Raw genomic sequence first — 20,593 nt, 5'->3', positions numbered from 1 at the left:
TGAAATGAGGCGTGCATTATATAGATAGGTAACTACCTAGTTAAATCACTAATTCAGTAATGAACTGTTGTTCATTGCGAAATCCCCGTCCTGAGCGGGGACCTGCGCTTTCAAGGGGCTGGAAAGATATTTTGAATGCCTGCAAATAAGCCTTTTTGTCAGAAAAAATGTGAGTTATGACAGCTGTCGCCATCAACCACGATTATTACGCAGAATCGAAAAATTCAACGCCGCCGCCACACTCAGCCAGGCCAGATACGGAAACAGGATCAACCCGGTGATCAAATCCAGGCGCAACGCCATAAACACCATCACCGCGACCACCAGCCATAACAGCAGCAGAATCACCATGGCAGCCGCCACCTGATGTGCGCCGAAGAACACCGGCGTCCACAACGTGTTCAAGGCAATTTGCGCGGCCCACAGCGCCAGGACCGTCTGACTGCCAGGAATCAGGCTCAAGCGATAGCCGGCCCAGGCCAGCAGTAGATAGATAATCGTCCAGGCCACCGGAAATGCCCAGTTGGGTGGGGTGAATCCGGGTTTGTTAAGCCCTTCGTACCATTGACCGGGTTTGAAAATCACCCCGGTACTTGCTGCAGCGCCGGACGCGATCAGAAAAATCAGAAAAGTCACCATTTATCACTCCTTGGCCGCAGCCACTCTGTCTGGGGTTATGGCGCCGCAACGGTCGCTCATTCGGATTTCATCGCCATCAGGTCACTGACCCGCGCCACCAGCGTGTCGACGGCAAACGGCTTGGTCAGCACCTGCATGTCCGGGCCCAACTGACCGGCGCCAATCACAGCGTTTTCTGCGTACCCGGTAATGAACAGGGTCTTTAGATTCTGGCGGATTTCCCGGCCGGCATCGGCCAGTTGTCGACCGTTCATGCCACCCGGCAAGCCGACGTCAGTGATCAGCAAGTCGATGTGAATGTCCGAGCGCAACATCTTCAGCCCGACCACACTGTCAGCGGCCTCTATCAAGGTGTAGCCCAGATCACCGAGTACATCCGTCAACAACGCGCGCACCGTAGGCTCGTCGTCCACCACCAGAATCGTCTCGCCTGCCTTGGGCAATGCCAACGGAGCAGTATCCCGGTCATCGTGGTTCGGCACCGGTTCACCATGGTAACGAGGCAGGTAGATGCACATCTCGGTGCCATGGCCGACCTGCGAATGCACACGCACCTGGCCACCGGACTGCTTGGCGAAACCGTAAATCATCGACAGCCCCAGCCCCGTGCCCTGGCCCAGCGGTTTGGTGGTGAAGAACGGGTCGAAGGCTTTGGCGATGACATCAGCGGTCATGCCGGTGCCGGTATCGGTCACGCACAGGCACAAGTATTGGCCTTCGGGCATGTCCAGCGCGCGGGCAGTCTCGGAGTCCAGCGTACGGTTGGCCGTTTCGATGGTGATGCGCCCGCCGTCCGGCATGGCATCGCGGGCGTTGATGCACAGGTTCAGCAGGGCATTCTCCAACTGGCTGGCATCGACCAGCGTTGGCCAGAGCCCGGGCGCGGCGCGGGTTTCCAGGACGATGCTGGGGCCGACCGTACGCTGGATCAGTTCGGTCATGCCGGTCATCAGCGTGTTGACGTCGGTTGGCCGCGGATCAAGGGTCTGGCGTCTGGAGAACGCCAGCAGACGGTGGGTCAGGGCGGCTGCACGTTTGACCGCGCCCTGTGCGGTCACCATGTACTTGTCGACTTCACCCAATCGGCCTTGGCTGATCCGCGCGCCCATCAGCTCCAGCGCGCCGGAAATGCCGGCCAGCAGATTGTTGAAGTCATGCGCCAGGCCCCCGGTCAGTTGGCCGACGGCTTCCATTTTCTGCGACTGACGCAGTTTCTCTTCGGCTTGCATCAGTTCTGCGGTGCGCGATGACACGCGCTGCTCCAACGTATCGTTGAGCGCCCGAAGCGCGGCGATGGCGCGGTCGCGCTCCGCTTCGACATTGCGCCGTTCCTCGACATCGATCAGCACGCCGGGAAAGCGCAACGGCGTTCCATCATTGGCACATTCAACACGGCCGTTGGCCTCGATCCACTGGTACTTGCCGTCCGCGCGGCGCACCCGGTACTGATGGGAGTAGGCGCCACCACGGCCGATGGCTTCGCTGATCGCGGTGGTCAGTCCATCGCGATCTTCGGGATGCACGGTCGCCATCACTTGCTCGAGACTCAGCCCTTCACGGCCCAGCCCCGGATCGAGGTCAAACACCCGGGCGAACGCTTCATCCACCGCGAAACGGTCGGTGGGCAAGTCCCAGTGCCAGGTTCCGATAATTGCGCCGGCGGCGAGCGCCAGTTGCACACGCTCGACGTTCTCCCGCGCCAGCGCTTCACTGGCACGCAAACGCTCCTCGGCATCGCGCCGCTCGGTCACGTCGTTGAACAGGATCGCGATCTGCCGGTCGGCCGGATCGCCGACACGCACCGCGCGCACGTCGAACCAGCGTTCAAAGGTGTTGGCGTAATTTTCGAAGTTCGCCGGTTCCCCGGTCTTGGCCACGTGGCCGTAGGTTTCGAACCAGAAGCTTTCCAGATTGGGCGCGAACTCGGTCACCCATTTGCCGCGCAAGTTGACCCCGCACTGGCGTTCGAATGCCGGGTTGGCTTCGACGAAGTAGTAATCGACGGGTTTATCGTCGGCGTCGAATTTGACTTTGACGATGGCGAACGCCGATTCGATGGTTTCCAGAATGGTGATGAAGCGTGCCTCACTGCGGGCGAGCGCATCCCGACTGGCTTGCAGTTGCGCCGCCATGTCGCGATCGAGGTCAACGACCTGCGTGTCGACCAGGGTGCTCTGAAGCGCCGCGCGCAATCGCCTTACCTCTGACTCAAGCGCTTCGCGACTAAGGTGTTCAAGGGTATCCATGTGACCTGCTTTATTGAATGTTCAGGGGCTGGCTTCATAGAGCGCGTAGGCACAACGCGAGCAGTGAACGTTGCACTCGCAGGGGACTTGAGCGCCGATCATCCGTTGACCGGGCGCGCTGTGCTTAAGTTTCACCATCTGCGTAAGCGAGCGTTCATTTCAAATCGACTCGCCATTATCCAGGCGCGCCAACAGGTCTTGCCCGCGTTGCCACAGCGCCTCCTGTTTGGCTTGCGGCATGCGGTCCAGGTTCTTGTACATCATCGCCATGCGCTGATTGCCGCGCAGCAGATCACCGTGGCGCATCAGGAAATGCCAGTACAACGTATTGAACGGACAGGCATTGTCAGCCGTACTTTCGCTGACCTTGTAGGCGCAACCGCGGCAGTAGTCGGACATGCGATTGATGTATTGGCCACTGGCGCAATAAGGTTTGGAACCGAGATAACCGCCATCGGCGTGCATGACCATGCCCAGCGTGTTGGGCAGCTCGACCCAGTCGAAGGCATCCATGTAGATCGCCAGGTACCACTCACAGATCTGGCTCGGCGCGATCCCGGCGAGCAGGGCGAAATTGCCGGTGACCATCAGCCGCTGAATGTGATGCGCATAGGCATGCTGCAGACTCTGGCCGATGGCCTGGCGCATGCAGTTCATCTGCGTAGCACCGGTCCAGTAGAACTCGGGCAATGGCCGGCTGTTGCCGAATGCATTGCCCAGTGCGTAGTCCGGCATTTTCAGCCAGTACACGCCGCGCACATATTCTCGCCAGCCGATCAGTTGGCGAATGAAGCCTTCGGCCGCATTCAGCGCAATCCTTCCTGACCAATAGGCCGATTCGACATCGCTGCACAGCTGTCGCAAATCCAACAGGCCAATGTTGAGTGCGGCGCTGATCCGCGCATGAAACAGGAACGGTTCATCACTGGCCATGGCGTCCTGATAGTCGCCGAATCCTGCCAGACCATAATCCAGAAAGTATGCCCACAGCGCCTGCGCGTCGGCATGGGTGACCGGGTAGTTGAAGTCGTCGAGTGTGCCGTAGTGCTGGCTGAAGCGCGCCTTTACCAACGCAAGCACTTCACGGGTGATGGCGTCGTTGCTGAAGCGGGCCGTGTAGGGGGCCTTCACGCCTTTGGGCAGGGCCTTGCGATTCTCCGCGTCGAAATTCCACGCGCCGCCCACCGGCGTGCCGTCGCCGTTGAGCAGCAACCGACTCTTGCGGCGCATCTCGCGATAAAAGAACTCCATGCGCAACTGCTTTTTGCCGGCAGCCCAAGCGGCAAACTCGGCACGACTGCACAGAAAACGCGTGTCGGCGTGCCAATAAACGGGCAGCCCACAGTCCTTGATCGACTGCTCCAGTCGCCAGTCCCCGCACTCGGTGATGTGCACTTCCTCGGCCTGCAGCCGCTGTTGCCAACGGCGTAATTCCCCCGGCACTGAACCGCTATTGTGCGGATCATCCAGGGTCACATATTCGACACGAACGCCCTGATCTCGCAGTGCCTGTGCGAAATGACGCATGGCGCTGAAGATCAGGGCAATTTTTTGCGGGTGGTGCGGCACATGGCTGGCTTCTTCCATGACCTCGACCAGCAGCACGGTGTCGCGCTCGCTATCAAGTGCCTGCAATGAAGCCAGGTCGAAGGACAACTGATCGCCCAGCACCAGGCACAACCGACGATTCTGGTTCATTCAGTGCGATCCGGCAGCATTCGTTTCATAACGGTGTGGTCAGCGAAAACGGAATTCGCAGTTCTTCAACCGGGTCTGCATCACGCCCGCACATTTCGTCGTGCACGCATTGCTGCACCAACACGCAAGGGAATGCCGGCACGGTCTGCAGCAAGTCACGCAGATGGGTGATTGAACGCAAGTGCATCGGTTTCGCCGCGTCGTCGAGCAGGGTGAACTGGCCGTGATCCAGGCGGATGCGGGCCAGGTAAAAACCACCTTCAAGCGACAGCAGTTCCAGCTCACGTATTTCGCTGTTGGCCGCACGCTCGGTCAGGGTTTGCAGATTCATGCTTCACTCCTTGCCTATCAATTCAGCACTGTTCATTGGTTTTCCCCCGCGCCCTGGCGACGGAAGAACAAGGTCACCTGGCCGACTTCAACACCGAGCTTGGACATGCTGGTGCGGTTGATCAGCGTGTCCTCGTCCATCTGGTACATCCAGTCGTCCATGCTCATTTCATAGGTCGAGCCATCGACCGGCAGATTCAGGTGATAACGCCAGTGCAACGCATTGCCGGCGACCTGGCCTGTGGCGACACCCACCACGTCACCCGCACGACCGCTCCAGCGTCCCTGGCCCTCCGGCGTCAGGGTCCAGACGCGACGTTGGCGCGTGCCGTCGCTGTACAGGAAGTGCTCATCGAGAATCAGGTTGTCGCCTTCACGATGGCTGACGATGTTGACCTCGAAACGCTTGACCACTTCCCCGGAGCGCTTCTGAAACATCCCCCAGGCTTTCACGGGTTTGCTGAAAAAGCGCTGCAGATCCAGCGCCGGTTGCTGATCCGCATAGCGGGCGACATCCACGCTACCGCAGCTTGCAACGCCGAGTACCAGAGCCAGTAAGAGCACAAGTCGGGCCATTGCCGTTCTCCCTGAGTGCACAGGTATGGAGAGTGAAGTTGGGAATATCGTGCTTGTACAGTGGGTTTGCCGTGTACAGGTTTATCGCACCTGTCGAAGGTCGAAAATCAACTTCGCCGCCCGATCAATTGCAAAAACTCCTGACGCGTCGTGGAGCTGTCACGGAAGGCGCCGAGCATCACCGAGGACGTCATGATCGAGTTCTGCTTTTCCACGCCGCGCATCATCATGCACATGTGTCTTGCTTCAATGACCACGGCCACCCCGGCGGCATCGGTGATCTGCTGGATCGTCTCGGCGATTTGCCGGGTGAGGTTTTCCTGGATCTGCAGGCGACGGGCGAACATGTCCACCACGCGCGCTACCTTCGACAGACCCAGCACTCTGCCGGTGGGGATGTACGCCACGTGCGCCTTGCCGATGAAGGGCAGCATGTGGTGCTCACACAAGGAATAGAGCTCGATGTCACTGACGATGACCATCTCATCGCTCTGCGACTCGAACAGCGCACCGTTGGTGACCTCTTCAAGGTTCATCGTGTAGCCATTGCACAGATACTGCATCGCTTTGGCCGCACGTTTGGGCGTATCCAGCAGGCCTTCACGCTCGGGGTCTTCGCCGACGCCGATGAGGATTTCACGGTAATGGCTGGCAAGTAGAGGATTCATTCAGGGTTCTCGCGGCGGTGCGGTGCGTGAGGGCCAATCCATAGCGGAAGAGTTGTACGCAATGAAGTGCTTTGTATAGGTTTTATTCAAGATAGGCTGAAAAAATCCACCTGACAATGAATCGGAGATCTTTTTTGTGCAGATGCGAGAACCTCACATCGCAGCGCGTGAGGTTGCGGGTGTAGCGGGGAGGAGAGGATGCGCTCCCGGGGAAATGGGAGCGCGGTGCGAATTGGCTGAATTATTCGCTGTAGGTCGGGTAATCCACATAGCCTTCGGCGTTGCCGCCGTAGACCGTGGCGGGATTCAACGGATTGAGCGGCCAGTCATTGGCGATGCGCGCCGGCAGGTCCGGGTTGGCCATGAACGGACGACCGAAAGCCACCAGATCGGCCAGTCCCGACTCAAGCAATTGTGCGCCGGACTCAGCGTTATAGCGCCCGGCATAGATGATCGCGCCACTGAAGGTGTCGCGCACTGCACGGCGGAAGGTCTGCGGCATCACCGGCGCGTCGTCCCAGTCCGCTTCAGCGATTGACAGGTAGGCAATGCCCACATCCTCAAGCACCTTGATCGCTTCGATATAAGTGGTGTGCGGGTCTTCTTCCACCATGCCCAGATAGGTTCGCGCCTCGTCGGTGGTGGTGAACAATGGCGCGAACCGCACGCCGACTTTCTCCTTGCCGATGCACTCGGCGACACCCGATACCACTTCGCGCAGAAACCGCAGGCGATTGTGCAGCGAGCCACCGTACTGATCGGTGCGCACATTGCTGTGGGCAGAAATGAACTGGTTCACCAGATAGCCGTTGGCACAGTGCAGTTCGATCCCGTCGAAGCCGGCGTCCATCGCATTGCGCGCCGCCTGAATATAAAGCTGAACCAGTTCCTGGACTTCATCGGTGCTCAGCGCTCGCGGCGCGGAGGGTGTAACCAGCTCGCCAGCACCCGGCGCGGTTTCGATGAACACACTGACACGCTCGGTGGCGATGGCAGAAGCTGAAACGGGTGCCGCGCCATCGGGCTGCAACGCGGTGTGGGACACACGTCCGACGTGCCAAAGCTGCGCGAATATCACGCCGTCCTTTGCATGAACCGCTTCGGTAACTTTGCGCCATCCGGCAATTTGTTCAGGGGTATGAATGCCAGGCGTCCAGGCGTAGCCCTGACCGCGAGGCTCGATCTGCGTACCTTCGGTGACCAGCAGACCGGCGCCGGCACGTTGCTGGTAATACTCGGCCATCAACGCGTTGGCGACATTGCCCGGTTGTGTGCTGCGCTGGCGGGTGAGGGGAGGCAGGACAATGCGGTTTTTCAAGGTGTGCAGGCCCAGGGTGACGGGGGTGAAGTAAGGGCTGTTTTTCATGCAATTCCTGTTTTGATCTTATTAGACCAGTCGACTATTAAAGCGGTAAAAAAAACACCGTGCGTCACGCGCACGGTGTCGGGGGCGCTGGAGGGCTCAGGCCAACAGTTTCAGCAGTTTTTCAGCGACGACTGCCGAGCTGGCAGGGTTTTGACCCGTCACCAGTTGACCATCGGTCACCACGTGAACCTGCCAGTCAGCCACTTTGGAGTAACGCCCACCGAGACGCTGAAATTCGTCCTCGATCAGGAACGGCACGACATCCGTCAGGCCCACAGCGGCTTCTTCAGCATTGGTGAAACCGGTGACGTCCCGGCCTTGAATCAACGGTTTGCCGTCGGCAGCAACGACGTGACGCAGAACGCCCGGTGCATGGCAGACAAAACCGTGAGGTTTGTTGCTGCGGTCGAAGGCTTCGATCAAGGCGATCGAGTGTTGGTCTTCGGCCAGATCCCACAGCGGGCCATGGCCACCGGGATAAAACACGGCATCGAAATCGTCAGCGCTGACATCCGCCAGGCGCCCGGTATTGGCCAGCGCCTGTTGGGCAGCAGGGTCCTTGCGGAAGCGGTCGGTTTCAGCGGTCTGTGCATCGGGCTCATCACTTTTCGGATCGAGCGGTGGCTGGCCGCCGGCCGGCGATACCAGGGTGATCTGCGCACCGGCATCCTTGAAGGCGTAGTAGGGAGCTGCGAACTCTTCGAGCCAGAAGCCGGTTTTCTTGCCGGTGTTGCCAAGTTGATCGTGGGAAGTCAGAACCATCAAGATTTTCATAGAGCGCCCTGTGTTGGTCTGGTGTCCTCGACGGGTTCGTCTGCGACACCTCGGAAGGAGTGACGGGCACAGAATAGATTTATATTAGACCGGTCGTCTAGTAAATTTTTGCGGCCGTGTTTCCGCGCCATCACTGTGGCAAACTCCTGCTCATCAGAAATATACGACTGGTCTAATGTTTGGTATTTTGCGCCCCATGAAACCGACCTACGACGATACCCGCCAACACCTGCTCGACACCGGCCACCGCATGATGGCCGAAAAGGGCTTCACCAGCGTTGGCCTGAGCGAGATCCTGCAGACCGCCGGTGTGCCCAAGGGCTCGTTCTATCACTATTTCAAATCCAAAGAGCTCTACGGGCAGGCGCTGCTCGAGGATTACTTTGTCGGCTACCTCGCAGACATGGAACGACGCCTGACCCTGCCTGGGCTAAGCGCTTACGAGCGGCTGATGGATTACTGGCAGGGCTGGCAGAACCGTTGCACCCTGGAAGGCCATGGCGATGAGTGCCTGGTAGTGAAGTTGAGCGCAGAGGTCGCCGACCTGTCCGAGTCAATGCGACTCACGCTGCGAGATGGTGCCGAGCGCATCGTTGCGCGCATCACGACGTGCCTCGAAGAAGGGCAACTGGATAAAAGTCTGCCGGATACCGACGCTCGCCAACTGGCAGAAACCCTTTATCAACTCTGGTTGGGCGCCAGTTTGTTGAACAAGCTGCAGCGCACGGGGCAATCGTTGCAGACGTCGATGGTGATGACGAAACGGCTTCTGCAAAACTGAGGACAACAAAGGCTTGTAGCGATTTTAGCCACGCGCACGCCTGCATCGTTACGAGCAGGCCGAGTGGTCGGCTTCGCCATGATCTCTGTCCTCAGTTGCAATACGCTGACGACCGTCCGAACAGTTGTGAATGGAATTCAAGTACCGATAAAGCGTCTGCCGGCTGATATCAAAGTCACGCGCCAATTTGGATTTACTTTCTCCGGCGCGGGCTCGGTGAATTAAGCTGACAACCTGATTGTCAGACAGTTTTTTCTTGCGACCTCTGTAGGATCCGCGAATCTTTGCGGTGGCAATTCCTGCTGCCTGCTTTTCCCTCGTCGCATTGCGCTCAAACTCTGCGAGCCGCTCCATTACCGTAATGATGGGTTCCACAACTTCAAGGCAGTCGTGCCGGAAAATCAGGTTTTCTTGAAGAAACTCCAGCGTTACCTGCTTTTCAATCAACCGGCGAATGATGGTGCACAGTTGCTCGGTACTGGTAGTGAGCGATGCCATGCTGTCCACTACCACAGTGTCCCCGCATTGTATGTAGCGAATCAGCCTTTCAAGGCCTGCGCGATTCACGCCATTGTCTGCTGCGTTATCGCAAAACGCTGCGTCAAATACATCTTGGCTCGTTAGTTTCTCTAACGTGTCCTTGGAATTTGCTAGAGAAAGCCGGAAATATCTGATGCGGTGCAGTCTCATGGTGCCTCCTTGGCAATACTTGTACGCAGTCCTTCTGAACTTGTACAAGCTGTAACTAAATTATTAATTCCTTACACAAATAACTGTAACGCTGAACCCGCCCAAAATACACAGTTGCAAAGACCTGAACTTACCTTATTATTTTGAAGCTTGGAATGATTCTAGCAATTTTTTTGAAAACAGTCGGCTTCGCATCTCTTGAATGAAGTGCGTGAACTCGCGCACCTAACTTGAATGCCTGGTTTTTAGCGTTCAAACCACTGATTTGTCCGGCTTGACGAGGCTGGCAATACCCCGACGCAAGCAGAGGATGAATTGATGAATGTCTTGAAGAAAGCCATCGAAATTGATCGCCTGAATACCGATCAGGAAAAAATTGATGAAGTAACCCGGCGAATTACCGAATACGGAAATTACCTGCGCAAGCGCTATCCGCTCCTGCAGTATCAGAATGCTCTGGGGGCGAGTGTCATGGCGTTTTCCCTGGTGGGGATGGCCGTTACGGGAGGCCTTTACCTGAAGGGTTTCATCCCAGGATGGACGTGTATTTTAATCAATGCGCTGCTGACTTCGTTCATTCATGAAATCGAACATGATTTGATCCATCGGCTTTATTTCAGAAAACAACCGCTGGCTCATAATGCCATGATGTTTTTGTGCTGGCTGGCCCGGCCGGGAATGCCCAGCCCCTGGTTAAGACGCGATCTGCATTTTCATCACCATAAGGAGTCTGGAACTGCTTCGGATGTCGAGGCGTGGATCACCACCAGTGGCAACCCGTGGGGAATACTGCGGTTATTGAAACTGATCGATGGATTTTTGTTTGGTTTTCTAAATGCGGTTTTAGCGCCGGGATGGCGGCAAAAGGTAAGATTGTTAGGCAAGATTATTCGACTCAATACACCGTTCGGTCTGTTGTATTGGGGATGCTGGTATGTATTCCTCGGCTACCATCTGTATATCGGACTTGGGTCAATCATGGGGGCGCAAGTTTACAGTTCTGCCGCGACGCTGGAATTAATGGATGTCGTCAATAGTGCAGTGGTCATCCTTATTGCGCCAAATATGATACGACAGTTCTGCCTGTTCTTTATTAGTTCAAATATGCACTATTATGGTGACGTTGCTCCGCGCAATGCGTTACAGCAAACACAGGTAATGAACCCTTGGTGGTTGTGGCCGTTTCAGATGTTCTGCTTCAACTTCGGCAGCACTCACAGCATTCACCATTTCGTTGTGCGAGACCCGTTCTATCTGCGTCAGATGACGGCACCTTATGCGCATAAGGTCATGGCAGAGGCGGGGGTCAGATTCAATGACTTTGGCACTTACAAACGGGCGAATCGTTTTTCCATGGAGCACTCTCAAACCCGGTCGCGTGGTTGAGTTCCTTCACAAACATCATTTGTTTGAAGCATTTCAAGACGAGGATTCCTGATATGAGAGCGCAAGGGATGTGTGCGAAGCCGTTCGAAGCGGTCAAGCAAGCTTTCGAGGACATGTTTGATGATCCGCAGGAGCGTGGGGCCGGACTCTGCGTGCAGGTAGGCGGAGAAATGGTTGTCGACCTCTGGGCCGGCATGGCGGATCTGGAGGGCACGAAGCCTTGGGCCCGCGATACGCTCGCCAATACCTTTTGCGTCATAAAACCCTATGTCGCCGTGGCGGTTCTGATGTTGGTCGAGGAGGGCAAGCTGGAGCTGGATGCGCCCGTGGCCCGTTACTGGCCTGAGTTCGCCCAAAGCGGGAAAGCAAAGGTCACCTTGCGTCAGGTAATGAACCACACCGCAGGCCTGCCGGCGCTGCGAGCACCCGACCATAACGCCAGGATGTATGACTGGGAGCATATGGTGCAGGTCTTGGCGGCCGAGCCGCTTTGGTGGGAACCGGGAACAGACCTGGGGTACGGCACCACCACCTTCGGCTGGATTCTCGGTGAGTTGATTCGTCGGGTGGACGGACGAGATCCATGCGTCTTTATCCACGAGGAGATTCTGGATCCCCATGACCTTGACGTTCACCTTGGCGTGGACGAAAAACACTTTCACCGTATCGCGCGATTCGACAGTGCCACGGGGCGAGTCGGGGACTCTTACTCGCAAGCGTTGCGCACAGTGCTGAAAAACGAGCCATCGCACATCGCGACATTCGCCTTCACCAACCCCGGAATGGTACCTAGACGAACCAGTGACCCGCGCTGGTGGGCCTATCGGCAACCGGCTGTATGCGCACATGGGACGGCTCACGGCCTGGCCGGTTTTTATAGTGCATTACTGGCGGGAAACTTTATCGGTCGCGAACTGCTCAGTGAGTTCACTCGAGAGCACAGTCATGGCATGGATCGGGTATGGATGCGCCCAATGCGTTACGGATTGGGCTGCATGCTGGAGCAGCAACGCGACCCCGCGGCTTCCCACGCAATGGGCCCGGGCACCTTTGGTCATATCGGCCTTGGCGGCCCGATCAGTTTCGCCGATCCCAAAACGCAAGTGAGCTTCGGTTTTGTCACCACGACGTCGGGCAGTCATTCGATGATTGATCCGCGCCCTGGCCGGTTGTCATCCCTCGTCTATGCGGCGCTCTGAGCGAGAAAGCAGACGCCCCACAATGACCGCTGAACAGCAACTGGCCCATCTCAAGGAATAAAGCGATAACCCACCCCTGTTTCCGTCACCAGATGCCGTGGCTGGGACGGATCCACCTCGACTTTTTTGCGCAAACCGCCCATGAATACACGCAAGTAAGGGGTGTCGGTGGTATGCGAGGGGCCCCATACCGCCTTCAGTAATTGCAGGTGGGTCAGGACCCGATCAGGGTGCGAGCACAGATGCACCAGCAAGCGGTATTCCAGCGGGGTCAGATGCAATGGCGCGCCGTTGCGCTCGACGACACGTCGTTCAACATCGATGCGCACTTCGCCGAAGCTGAACACCGAGTTGTTTTCGGCATCCTTGGCTTGTCTGCGCAGCAACGCCCGGACGCGGGCCAGAAGCTCTCCGGTGCCAAACGGCTTGACCAGATAATCGTCGGCACCGGTGTCCAGGGCCAGGATCTTGTCGGACTCCGCTCCGCGCGCCGACAGCACGATGATGGGCACCGGCGACCAGTTGCGCACATCGCGAATCAGATCGATACCGTCACCGTCGGGCAAGCCAAGGTCGAGCACGATCAGATCGGGGCGGCGCGTTCCCGCGTCGACGAGACCTCGGTGAAAGGTGTCGGCCTCATGCACTTCCAGACCTTCGGCTTGCAGGGCCATACGCACGAATCGGCGTATTTCCTTCTCGTCTTCAATGATCAGAACACGGGGCAATGATTCGCTCATGGCTGCTCCTCGTCACTGCGTTGCGCAAGGGTTTCGATATCCGGCGGCGTTTCAAGGGGCAGGCGCAAGGTAAAACAGGCTCCGCCTTCAGGCCGCGTCACGCCTTCGATCGTCCCGCCATGGGCGTGCGCAACGGCCCTGCAGATGGCCAGGCCCAAACCGACACCGGGGATCGCACTTTCCTTTTTGCCGCGCATGAATTTATTGAAAATGTCCTCTTCGTGGCCGTAGGGCAAGCCCGGCCCCTGGTCGGCAACCCAAAGCTCGAAGTGGTCTGACGTGGCCCTGGCCCCCAGATCAATGGGGGTGTTGGCTGGCGTGTATTTGATGGCGTTTTCGATCAGGTTGATCAGGATGCGCTCGATCAGCACCGCGTCGATGAATACGGGGGGCAGATCGTCGTCCAGTGCGACGTGCACCGACCGTTCGCCGAGCGTCGGCGCAATGGCTCGCAGTGCGCTACCGACCACGTCTTCAATCAGCTGCCACTGGCGATTCAACTGGACCTTGCCAGACTCGAGGCGGGCCATGTCCAACAGGTTGTTGACCAGCGTGTTCATGCGCAGCGCCGATTCGCCCACGGCGCTGGCGATCTCGGCCGCTTCGGCGGGCAGGGGCGGATGAGTCAGCTTGAGCGCTTCGGCCAACCCGACCATCACCGAAAGCGGGGTTCGCAGATCGTGAGAGATGGCTGACAGCAACGAATTGCGCAGCCGTTCGGACTCCATTTGTACCGTGGTGTCCTGGGCGACGTGAATGTAGTGAATGCGCTCCAGCGAAATCGCCAGCAGGGAGGCGCAGGTGTCGAGCAGTCGTCGCTGCTCCGGTACCACCAATCGCGTAGTGTCACGCGGTTGCACCGCCAGCACCCCGCGTACGCGCATGGGCGCCGAGAGCGGCAGGTACAGGGTCGGGCTGGAGGGCAGGGTATCGGTGCCGTACCCGGCCGGTTCGGATTTGTCGAATGACCACTGGGCGATCGCAACGTCCACCAGTGGCGCCTCCCCGGTGATCAGCGGTGCCGCCAGCTTGTCGTGGTCATCGGCGACCAGCAGTGCCGAGCGGGCGCCGAATTCGGCGGAGAGAAATCGCGCGCCGATCTCGGCAACTTGTTCGGTCATCAGTGCCGCAGACAACAAGCGTGACATGTCATACAGCGCACGCATCCGGTCTTCGCGTCGCTGCGCAACCCGCGCCTGATACGTCAGGCCCGCAGTCATCTGGCCGATGACCAGGGCTACGACGAGCATGACGCTGAAGGTCACCAGATATTGAGCGTCAGCGAAGGCGAACGAAAAGCGCGGCGCGACAAAGAAAAAGTCGAACGAAGCCACCGAGACAAACGCCGCCAGAATCGCCGGGCCGCGTCCCAGGCGAACCGCCACCGCGACCACCGCGAGCAGGAAGACCATGACGATATTGGCTTGCTCGAACACATGCAGCATGGGCAACGCAATCACAGTCGTCGCCGCGCAGATCAGCACGCTCCAGGCATAGTCGCGCCAGACGACAGGGCCGCTGCCGGTCTGGGTGCGAGTCTCGGTTGGCGCGTGTCGGTTGGCCGGAAGCGAGATTTGAATCACATCAAAGTCAGCGCCCAGCTCACCGATGCGCTCGGCCAGCGCTTTGCGCCAGAGTCGCCGCTGAGGATGTTCGTCGCGGCCCACCACGACTTTCGAGAGGTTGTACTGCCGGGCATATTTGACCAGTGTTTCGGCGATGTCCTGACCGGCCAGCGTGGCGATCTGCGCGCCCATCTCCTGTGCCAGCTTCAGCGTTGCCAGCATCCGCCGCCGCTTGGTCTCGGGCAGGCGCTGCAAGGCAGGCGTTTCGACGGTCACGGCGTGCCACGGCACATTCAGCTGATCCGCCAGACGGGCTGTCGAACGAACGATTTTCTCGGCCTGTTCATACGGGCTCACGCAAGCGAGCAATGAGTCGCGCGTGCCCCAGACCGGTTTCACCGAACTGCTTTGGCGGTACTGCAGCATGTCGCTGTCGACGCGGTCGGCCGTGCGACGCAGCGCCAGTTCACGCAGGGCAATCAGGTTGCCTTTGCGAAAAAAGTTCTGCACCGCGCGCTCGGCCTGTTGCGGCAGGTACACCTTGCCTTCTTTCAAGCGCTGCAACAGATCATCGGGCGGCAAGTCGACGATGACCACTTCGTCGGCGTTGTCGAAGACATGGTCGGGCACGGTCTCCCAGACACGAATGCCAGTGATGCCGCCAACGATGTCGTTGAGGCTTTCCAGGTGCTGGACGTTCATGGTTGACCAGACATCGATCCCGGCGCTCAGCAACTCCTCAACGTCCTGCCAGCGTTTTGGATGACGGGAACCGACCACGTTGGAGTGAGCCAGTTCGTCAATCAGGATCAGCCGGGGATGACGTTCAAGTGCAGCATCCAGGTCGAACTCGGTGACGGTACGCTGCTTGTCGACAACCTGTTTGAGCGGCAGCCGATCAAGCCCTTCAGTCAGTGCCTCAGTGTCGGCGCGACCGTGGGTTTCGATCACGCCAATCAGCACCGTGCTGTCCTGCAGTTTGACCGCATGCGCAGCAGCGAGCATGGCGTAAGTCTTGCCCACCCCGGCGCTGGCACCGAAGAAGATCTTCAAGCGGCCACGTTCGGCTTGCGCGGCTTCTTCGCGGATCCGCGCCAGCAGCAGGTCGGGGTCAGGGCGTTGGTCGGCCATCAGGCTCACCGTGTGTCAGCGTTCAATGAGCGGCGTCGAGTGCCAGGTTCAGGGCGAGGACATTGACCCGTGGTTCGCCGAGAAATCCAAGGAGCGGGGTTTCCGACTGTTCAGCGATCAACTGATCAACCCGTGCAATGGGCAGGTTGCGCACCCGTGCAATCCGGTTCGCCTGATACTTTGCGGCGGCAATGCTGATGTGCGGATCCAGCCCACTGGCGGAACTGTAGACCAGGTCGGCGGGGATCGTCGCCGAGTTGCCCGGATCGGCGGCGTGCAGGGCGTCGATCCGGCCTTTCACCGCGTCCATCAATGCCGGGTTCAACGGGCCCAGATTGGAGCCGCTCGAGGCCTGTGCGTTATACGGCATGGGGCTGGTGGCAGACGGTCTGCTCCAGAAGTATTTCGGGTCACTGAAGCCTTGACCGATCAACAGCGAACCCACGGGTTTACCGTCTTTTACGATCAGGCTGCCAGAGGCTTGCGCTGGAAAAACCAGTTGCGCGATGCCCGTGGTCAGCAGCGGATAAGCCAGGCCGGTGATCAGTGACAGCGCAATCAACAAGGTCAACGCTGGACGCAGTAGAGATGTCATGACAGTAATCCTCGCTTAAACCAGGCCGACGGCGGCCAGTGCCATGTCGATGATCTTGATGCCGATGAAGGGCACGATCACGCCGCCCAGCCCATAGATCAGCAGGTTGCGGCGCAACAGCAGGGCCGCACCGACCGGGCGGTACTTCACGCCTTTGAGGGCCAGCGGAATCAGGAAAATGATGATCAGCGCGTTGAAGATCACCGCCGACAGCACCGCCGAATTCGGGCTGGTCAGCCCCATGATGTTCAGCGCGGCGAGCTGCGGGTAGGTGGTGACAAACGCGGCGGGGACGATAGCGAAATACTTGGCGATGTCGTTGGCAATCGAGAAGGTCGTCAGCGAACCCCGGGTCATCAGCATCTGCTTGCCGGTTTCCACCACCTCGATCAACTTGGTCGGGTTACTGTCCAGATCGACCATGTTCCCGGCTTCCTTCGCCGCTTGTGTTCCGGAGTTCATCGCCACGGCAACGTCGGCCTGCGCCAGTGCCGGCGCGTCGTTGGTGCCGTCGCCGGTCATGGCCACCAACCGGCCTTCAGCCTGATAGCGGCGGATCAGTTCGAGTTTCTGCTCGGGCGTGGCTTCGGCAAGAAAGTCATCGACCCCGGCTTCGGCGGCAATGGCTGCTGCGGTAACGCGGTTGTCGCCGGTGACCATCACGGTCTTGATGCCCATGCGCCGCAGTTCGACAAAGCGCTCCTTGATGCCGCCCTTGACGATGTCCTTGAGCTCGATCACGCCCATCACTTTCGCGCCGTCGGCCACCACCAAGGGTGTGCTGCCGCGACGGGACACTTCTTCAACGATCGCTTGCACCGCTTCGGGAAAGTGTCCGCCCAGACTCTGCACATGGCGCAGGACTGCTTCGCCGGCGCCTTTGCGCAGTTGCCGCTCGCCGAGGTCGACGCCGCTCATGCGGGTCTGTGCAGAAAAGTGTACGAAGTGCGCGTCGAGGGCGGCGATGTCCCGCTCACGCAGGTTGAAGCGCTGTTTGGCCAGCACCACGATGCTGCGTCCTTCGGGGGTTTCATCGGCCAGCGAAGCCAACTGGGCGACGTCGACCAGATCCGCTTCCTTGACGCCCGGCGCCGGCAGGAACGCCGAGGCATGGCGGTTGCCCAGGGTGATGGTGCCGGTTTTGTCGAGCATCAACACATCGACGTCACCGGCGGCTTCCACGGCGCGCCCGGAGGTGGCAATCACGTTGGCCTCCATCATGCGACTCATGCCCGCGACGCCCACGGCCGACAGCAGTCCGGCAATGGTGGTGGGAATCAGGCAGACCAGCAGCGAGATCAGCACCGTTATCGACACCGGCACGCCGGACTTCGCCACCGCAACGCTGTACAGCGAGAAGGGCAGCAGCGTTACCGTCACGCCGAGGAACACGATGGTCAGCGCCACCAGCAGGATCGACAGGGCGATTTCATTGGGGGTCTTTTGCCGCTTGGCGTTTTCGACCATGGCGATCATGCGATCAACAAAAGTTTCGCCGGGGTCGGCGGTCACGCGTACGACGATCCAGTCCGAGAGCACCCGTGTGCCGCCGGTGACGGCGGAGAAGTCGCCGCCACATTCGCGGATCACCGGGGCCGACTCACCCGTAATGGCTGACTCATCCACCGAGGCTGCGCCTTCGATCACCTCACCGTCGGCGGGGATCATCGAGTCGGCCAGATCGCCGGCTTCCACCAGCACCATATCGCCTTTGCGCAGATCACTCGATTGCGCCAATTGCCATTCCGAACCGTAGCGCGGTTCGCGCAGTTTCTTCGCCCAGGTTTCCTTTTTCAGGTTGCGCAGGGACGCCGCTTGCGCCTTGCTGCGGCCTTCGGCCAGGGCTTCGGCGAAGTTGGCGAACAATACGGTGAACCACAGCCACAGGGCGATGGCGAGGATGAAACCGCTACCGGCCTCACCGTGGCCGCGCAGAGCCTGAACCCACAGGGCAGTAGTGATAATCGCGCCGATGTAGACGACGAACATCACCGGGTTGCGCCACTGGATTTTCGGACTGAGTTTACGCAGGGACTCGACCATGGCCGGGGCCAGCAGTGTCGGGTCGAACAAGGAGAACGATTTGCGAGTCATGGCCGTGGTCTCACTTGATCATCATGAAGTGTTCGACGACTGGCCCCAACGCCAGGGCCGGCACGTAGTTCAACAAACCGACCAGCAGCACCGTGCCGGTCAGCAGCACCACGAACAGCAGTCCATGCGTGGGCATGGTGCCGCCGGTCACGGCCAGACGTTTCTTCGCCGCCAGGCTGCCAGCCACCGCCAGTACCGGTACGATCACCCCAAAGCGCCCGAACCAGACGGCGATCGCCAGCATCACGTTGTAGAACGGGGTGTTGGCCGACAGGCCGGCGAAGGCACTGCCGTTGTTGTTGGCCGCCGAAGTGAAGGCGTAGAGGATTTCCGAGAAGCCATGGGCGCCGGGGTTGGCAACGCCGAGTTGCCCGGCCTCGGCCATGACCGCGATCGCGGTGCCGAACAACACCAGCAACGGCGTTGCGAGGATCGCGATGGCGACCATCTTCATTTCGTAGGCTTCGATCTTTTTGCCCAGGTACTCGGGTGTGCGGCCAATCATCAGCCCGGCGATGAACACCGCGAGAATGGCGAACACCAGCATGCCGTAGAGGCCCGATCCGGTGCCGCCAAACACCACCTCACCCAGTTGCATCAGGATCAGCGGCACTGCGCCGCCCAGTGGCGTCAACGAGTCGTGCATGGTGACCACGGCGCCACAGGAAGCTGCGGTGGTGATCGCGGTGAACAGGCTCGAGGCGCTGATGCCGAAGCGCAGTTCCTTGCCTTCCATGTTGCCCGCCGCCGTATCGATTCCCAGGCCCGAGAATTGTGGGTTGCCCAGTTGCTCGTAATGCGTGACCGCCACCACCGCGATCACGAAGATGATCGTCATCGTCGCAAGCAACGCCCAGCCTTGCCGGATGTCACCGACGATGTGGCCGAAGACAAAGCACAGCGCCGTCGGGATCAGGAAGATGGCGAGCATCTGAAAGAAGTTGCTCAGGGCTGTCGGGTTCTCGAAAGGGTGGGCCGAGTTGGCATTGAAGAACCCGCCGCCGTTGGTGCCGAGCATCTTGATGGCTTCCTGCGAAGCGACAGGGCCCATCGCGATGGTCTGCTTGTCGGTGCTGGCCGCTGTGGTCAGAGGATTGCCTTTGGCGTCGAGGCTTGGCTGCCCGGCATCATTGAGCACCGGCGCCTGGTATTGCATGACCTCCATCGTCGTGACTTGTTTGTAAGGTTGAAGATTCTGGATCGCGCCCTGGCTGACGAAGAACAGCGCGAAAATCAGAGACAGCGGCAGCAACACCCACAAGGTGACACGGGTCAAGTCGACCCAGGCGTTGCCGATGCTGGCGGCGCTGTGGCGGGCGAATCCGCGAATCAGCGCAACCGCCACCACGATGCCGGTGGCCGCCGACAGGAAATTCTGCACGGTCAAGCCGAGCATCTGAGTCAGGTAACTCAGCGTCGCCTCGCCGCTATAGCCTTGCCAGTCGGTGTTGGTGACGAAACTGGCGGCGGTGTTGAACGAAGAGTCGGGCGTCACCGCGCCAAATCCCTGGGGATTGAACGGCAGCACACCCTGCAGTCGTTGCAGCGCATAAACCGCGAGCATGCCCAGCGCGTTGAAGACGATCAGCGCGAGGGCGTATTGCAGCCAGCTCATTTGTGCTTCAGCACTGACGCCGGCCAGTCGATACAGCGGCGACTCGATGCGTGAGCCGAGGCGAAACCGGCCCTCCATCACTGCGGTCAACCAGCGCCCGAGTGGCCAGGCCAGAACCGCCAGTACCAGCAGAAAGACTCCGAGCAGAGTCCAGGCTTGAGTGGTCATAGGAAGTCCTCCGGGAGCAGAAGCGCGGCAACCAGATACACCAGCAAACCGGCGGCGATGATGCCGCCAAACACATAGAACCCTGTCATGACCGCCTCCTGTTGAGCGCCGCGCAACCGCGTGCCAGCCCGATCAAGCTGATGAAAAACACTGCACCGAGTATCAAATAGACGAAGTCCATGGTGTTTCCTCCCGTGTTGAGGAAAGCCTAAGCGTGAGCCCGGAAAGTTGTTAAAAGGATTGGAGGCAGGGGTATAAAGATCTTATAAAAAGCGTTATTCGCCTTGCTCGTTCTCGATTGTTTGCGCTGGCGGCGAGGTGCCACAATTTGT

General features: G+C 59.1%; 18 protein-coding genes. 3 read left to right on the top strand and 15 right to left on the bottom strand.

From position 1 onward, the window contains the following. Positions 1–192: 192 nt before the first annotated feature. The 8 genes from tspO to ACVHNU_RS10150 form a co-directional block, all read right to left on the bottom strand. Positions 193–636 carry a tryptophan-rich sensory protein TspO gene (gene tspO / locus ACVHNU_RS10185; RefSeq protein WP_473020061.1) on the bottom strand — a complete coding sequence of 148 codons (444 nt, stop codon included), beginning with the start codon at positions 634–636 and terminating at the stop codon, positions 193–195. 59 nt (positions 637–695) lie between these two features. After that, positions 696–2,885: an ATP-binding protein gene (locus ACVHNU_RS10180; protein WP_473019620.1), complete on the bottom strand. Its 2,190-nt coding sequence runs from the start codon at positions 2,883–2,885 to the stop codon at positions 696–698. A 159-nt stretch (positions 2,886–3,044) separates the two neighbouring features. After that, positions 3,045–4,583 carry a cryptochrome/photolyase family protein gene (locus ACVHNU_RS10175; RefSeq protein ID WP_473019619.1) on the bottom strand — a complete coding sequence of 513 codons (1,539 nt, stop codon included), beginning with the start codon at positions 4,581–4,583 and terminating at the stop codon, positions 3,045–3,047. Positions 4,584–4,608: 25 nt separating this feature from the next. Next, complete coding sequence (locus ACVHNU_RS10170; RefSeq protein WP_003224897.1) at positions 4,609–4,914, bottom strand: DUF6482 family protein; 306 nt, start codon at positions 4,912–4,914, stop codon at positions 4,609–4,611. A 32-nt stretch (positions 4,915–4,946) separates the two neighbouring features. Further along, positions 4,947–5,489: a DUF3833 domain-containing protein gene (locus ACVHNU_RS10165; protein ID WP_262141858.1), complete on the bottom strand. Its 543-nt coding sequence runs from the start codon at positions 5,487–5,489 to the stop codon at positions 4,947–4,949. 107 nt (positions 5,490–5,596) lie between these two features. Next, positions 5,597–6,157, bottom strand: a complete 561-nt coding sequence (gene folE, locus ACVHNU_RS10160) for a GTP cyclohydrolase I FolE (protein WP_473019617.1) — start codon at positions 6,155–6,157, stop codon at positions 5,597–5,599. A gap of 241 nt (positions 6,158–6,398) precedes the next feature. Beyond that, positions 6,399–7,523 (bottom strand): alkene reductase, encoded by a 1,125-nt coding sequence (locus tag ACVHNU_RS10155; protein ID WP_201137689.1) that lies wholly within the window; start codon positions 7,521–7,523, stop codon positions 6,399–6,401. A gap of 96 nt (positions 7,524–7,619) precedes the next feature. After that, on the bottom strand, positions 7,620–8,297 hold the full coding sequence (locus tag ACVHNU_RS10150) for a type 1 glutamine amidotransferase domain-containing protein (RefSeq protein WP_473019616.1): 678 nt from the start codon (positions 8,295–8,297) through the stop codon (positions 7,620–7,622). Positions 8,298–8,493: 196 nt separating this feature from the next. Between ACVHNU_RS10150 and ACVHNU_RS10145 the strand changes: the two genes are divergently transcribed. Continuing rightward, positions 8,494–9,078: a TetR/AcrR family transcriptional regulator gene (locus ACVHNU_RS10145; protein ID WP_103483554.1), complete on the top strand. Its 585-nt coding sequence runs from the start codon at positions 8,494–8,496 to the stop codon at positions 9,076–9,078. A gap of 48 nt (positions 9,079–9,126) precedes the next feature. Here the strand turns inward: ACVHNU_RS10145 and ACVHNU_RS10140 are convergent, their stop codons facing one another. Continuing rightward, positions 9,127–9,768, bottom strand: a complete 642-nt coding sequence (locus ACVHNU_RS10140; protein WP_473019615.1) for a recombinase family protein — start codon at positions 9,766–9,768, stop codon at positions 9,127–9,129. A gap of 318 nt (positions 9,769–10,086) precedes the next feature. Between ACVHNU_RS10140 and ACVHNU_RS10135 the strand changes: the two genes are divergently transcribed. Next, the gene (locus ACVHNU_RS10135) at positions 10,087–11,154 is read left to right on the top strand and encodes a fatty acid desaturase (protein ID WP_473019614.1); all 1,068 of its coding nucleotides are present in this window, start codon (positions 10,087–10,089) and stop codon (positions 11,152–11,154) included. A 53-nt stretch (positions 11,155–11,207) separates the two neighbouring features. Further along, entirely contained in the window at positions 11,208–12,353 is a 1,146-nt protein-coding gene (locus tag ACVHNU_RS10130) for a serine hydrolase domain-containing protein (protein ID WP_473019613.1), read from the top strand. Between the two features lie 50 nt (positions 12,354–12,403). Here the strand turns inward: ACVHNU_RS10130 and ACVHNU_RS10125 are convergent, their stop codons facing one another. Genes ACVHNU_RS10125 through kdpF form a run of 6 tightly spaced genes read right to left on the bottom strand, consistent with a single transcriptional unit; the run spans position 12,404 to position 20,350 of the window. Further along, positions 12,404–13,093 carry a response regulator gene (locus ACVHNU_RS10125; RefSeq protein WP_103519821.1) on the bottom strand — a complete coding sequence of 230 codons (690 nt, stop codon included), beginning with the start codon at positions 13,091–13,093 and terminating at the stop codon, positions 12,404–12,406. Then, positions 13,090–15,789 (bottom strand): two-component system sensor histidine kinase KdpD, encoded by a 2,700-nt coding sequence (kdpD, locus tag ACVHNU_RS10120; RefSeq protein WP_473019612.1) that lies wholly within the window; start codon positions 15,787–15,789, stop codon positions 13,090–13,092. Before kdpD ends, ACVHNU_RS10125 begins: the two co-directional genes overlap by 4 nt. A 22-nt stretch (positions 15,790–15,811) precedes the next feature. Further along, the gene (gene kdpC / locus ACVHNU_RS10115; RefSeq protein ID WP_473019611.1) at positions 15,812–16,384 is read right to left on the bottom strand and encodes a potassium-transporting ATPase subunit KdpC; all 573 of its coding nucleotides are present in this window, start codon (positions 16,382–16,384) and stop codon (positions 15,812–15,814) included. Between the two features lie 15 nt (positions 16,385–16,399). Further along, positions 16,400–18,478, bottom strand: coding sequence for a potassium-transporting ATPase subunit KdpB (gene kdpB, locus ACVHNU_RS10110; protein ID WP_003224888.1), 2,079 nt, complete (start codon positions 18,476–18,478; stop codon positions 16,400–16,402). Between the two features lie 10 nt (positions 18,479–18,488). Further along, the gene (gene kdpA, locus ACVHNU_RS10105; RefSeq protein WP_473019610.1) at positions 18,489–20,261 is read right to left on the bottom strand and encodes a potassium-transporting ATPase subunit KdpA; all 1,773 of its coding nucleotides are present in this window, start codon (positions 20,259–20,261) and stop codon (positions 18,489–18,491) included. Next, the gene (gene kdpF, locus ACVHNU_RS10100) at positions 20,258–20,350 is read right to left on the bottom strand and encodes a K(+)-transporting ATPase subunit F (protein ID WP_003224886.1); all 93 of its coding nucleotides are present in this window, start codon (positions 20,348–20,350) and stop codon (positions 20,258–20,260) included. Before kdpF ends, kdpA begins: the two co-directional genes overlap by 4 nt. Between the last annotated feature and the right edge of the window lie 243 nt (positions 20,351–20,593).

This window comes from Pseudomonas sp. Ors-4-3C (assembly GCF_055755035.1).
This window is presented reverse-complemented; position numbering and strand designations above follow the sequence as displayed.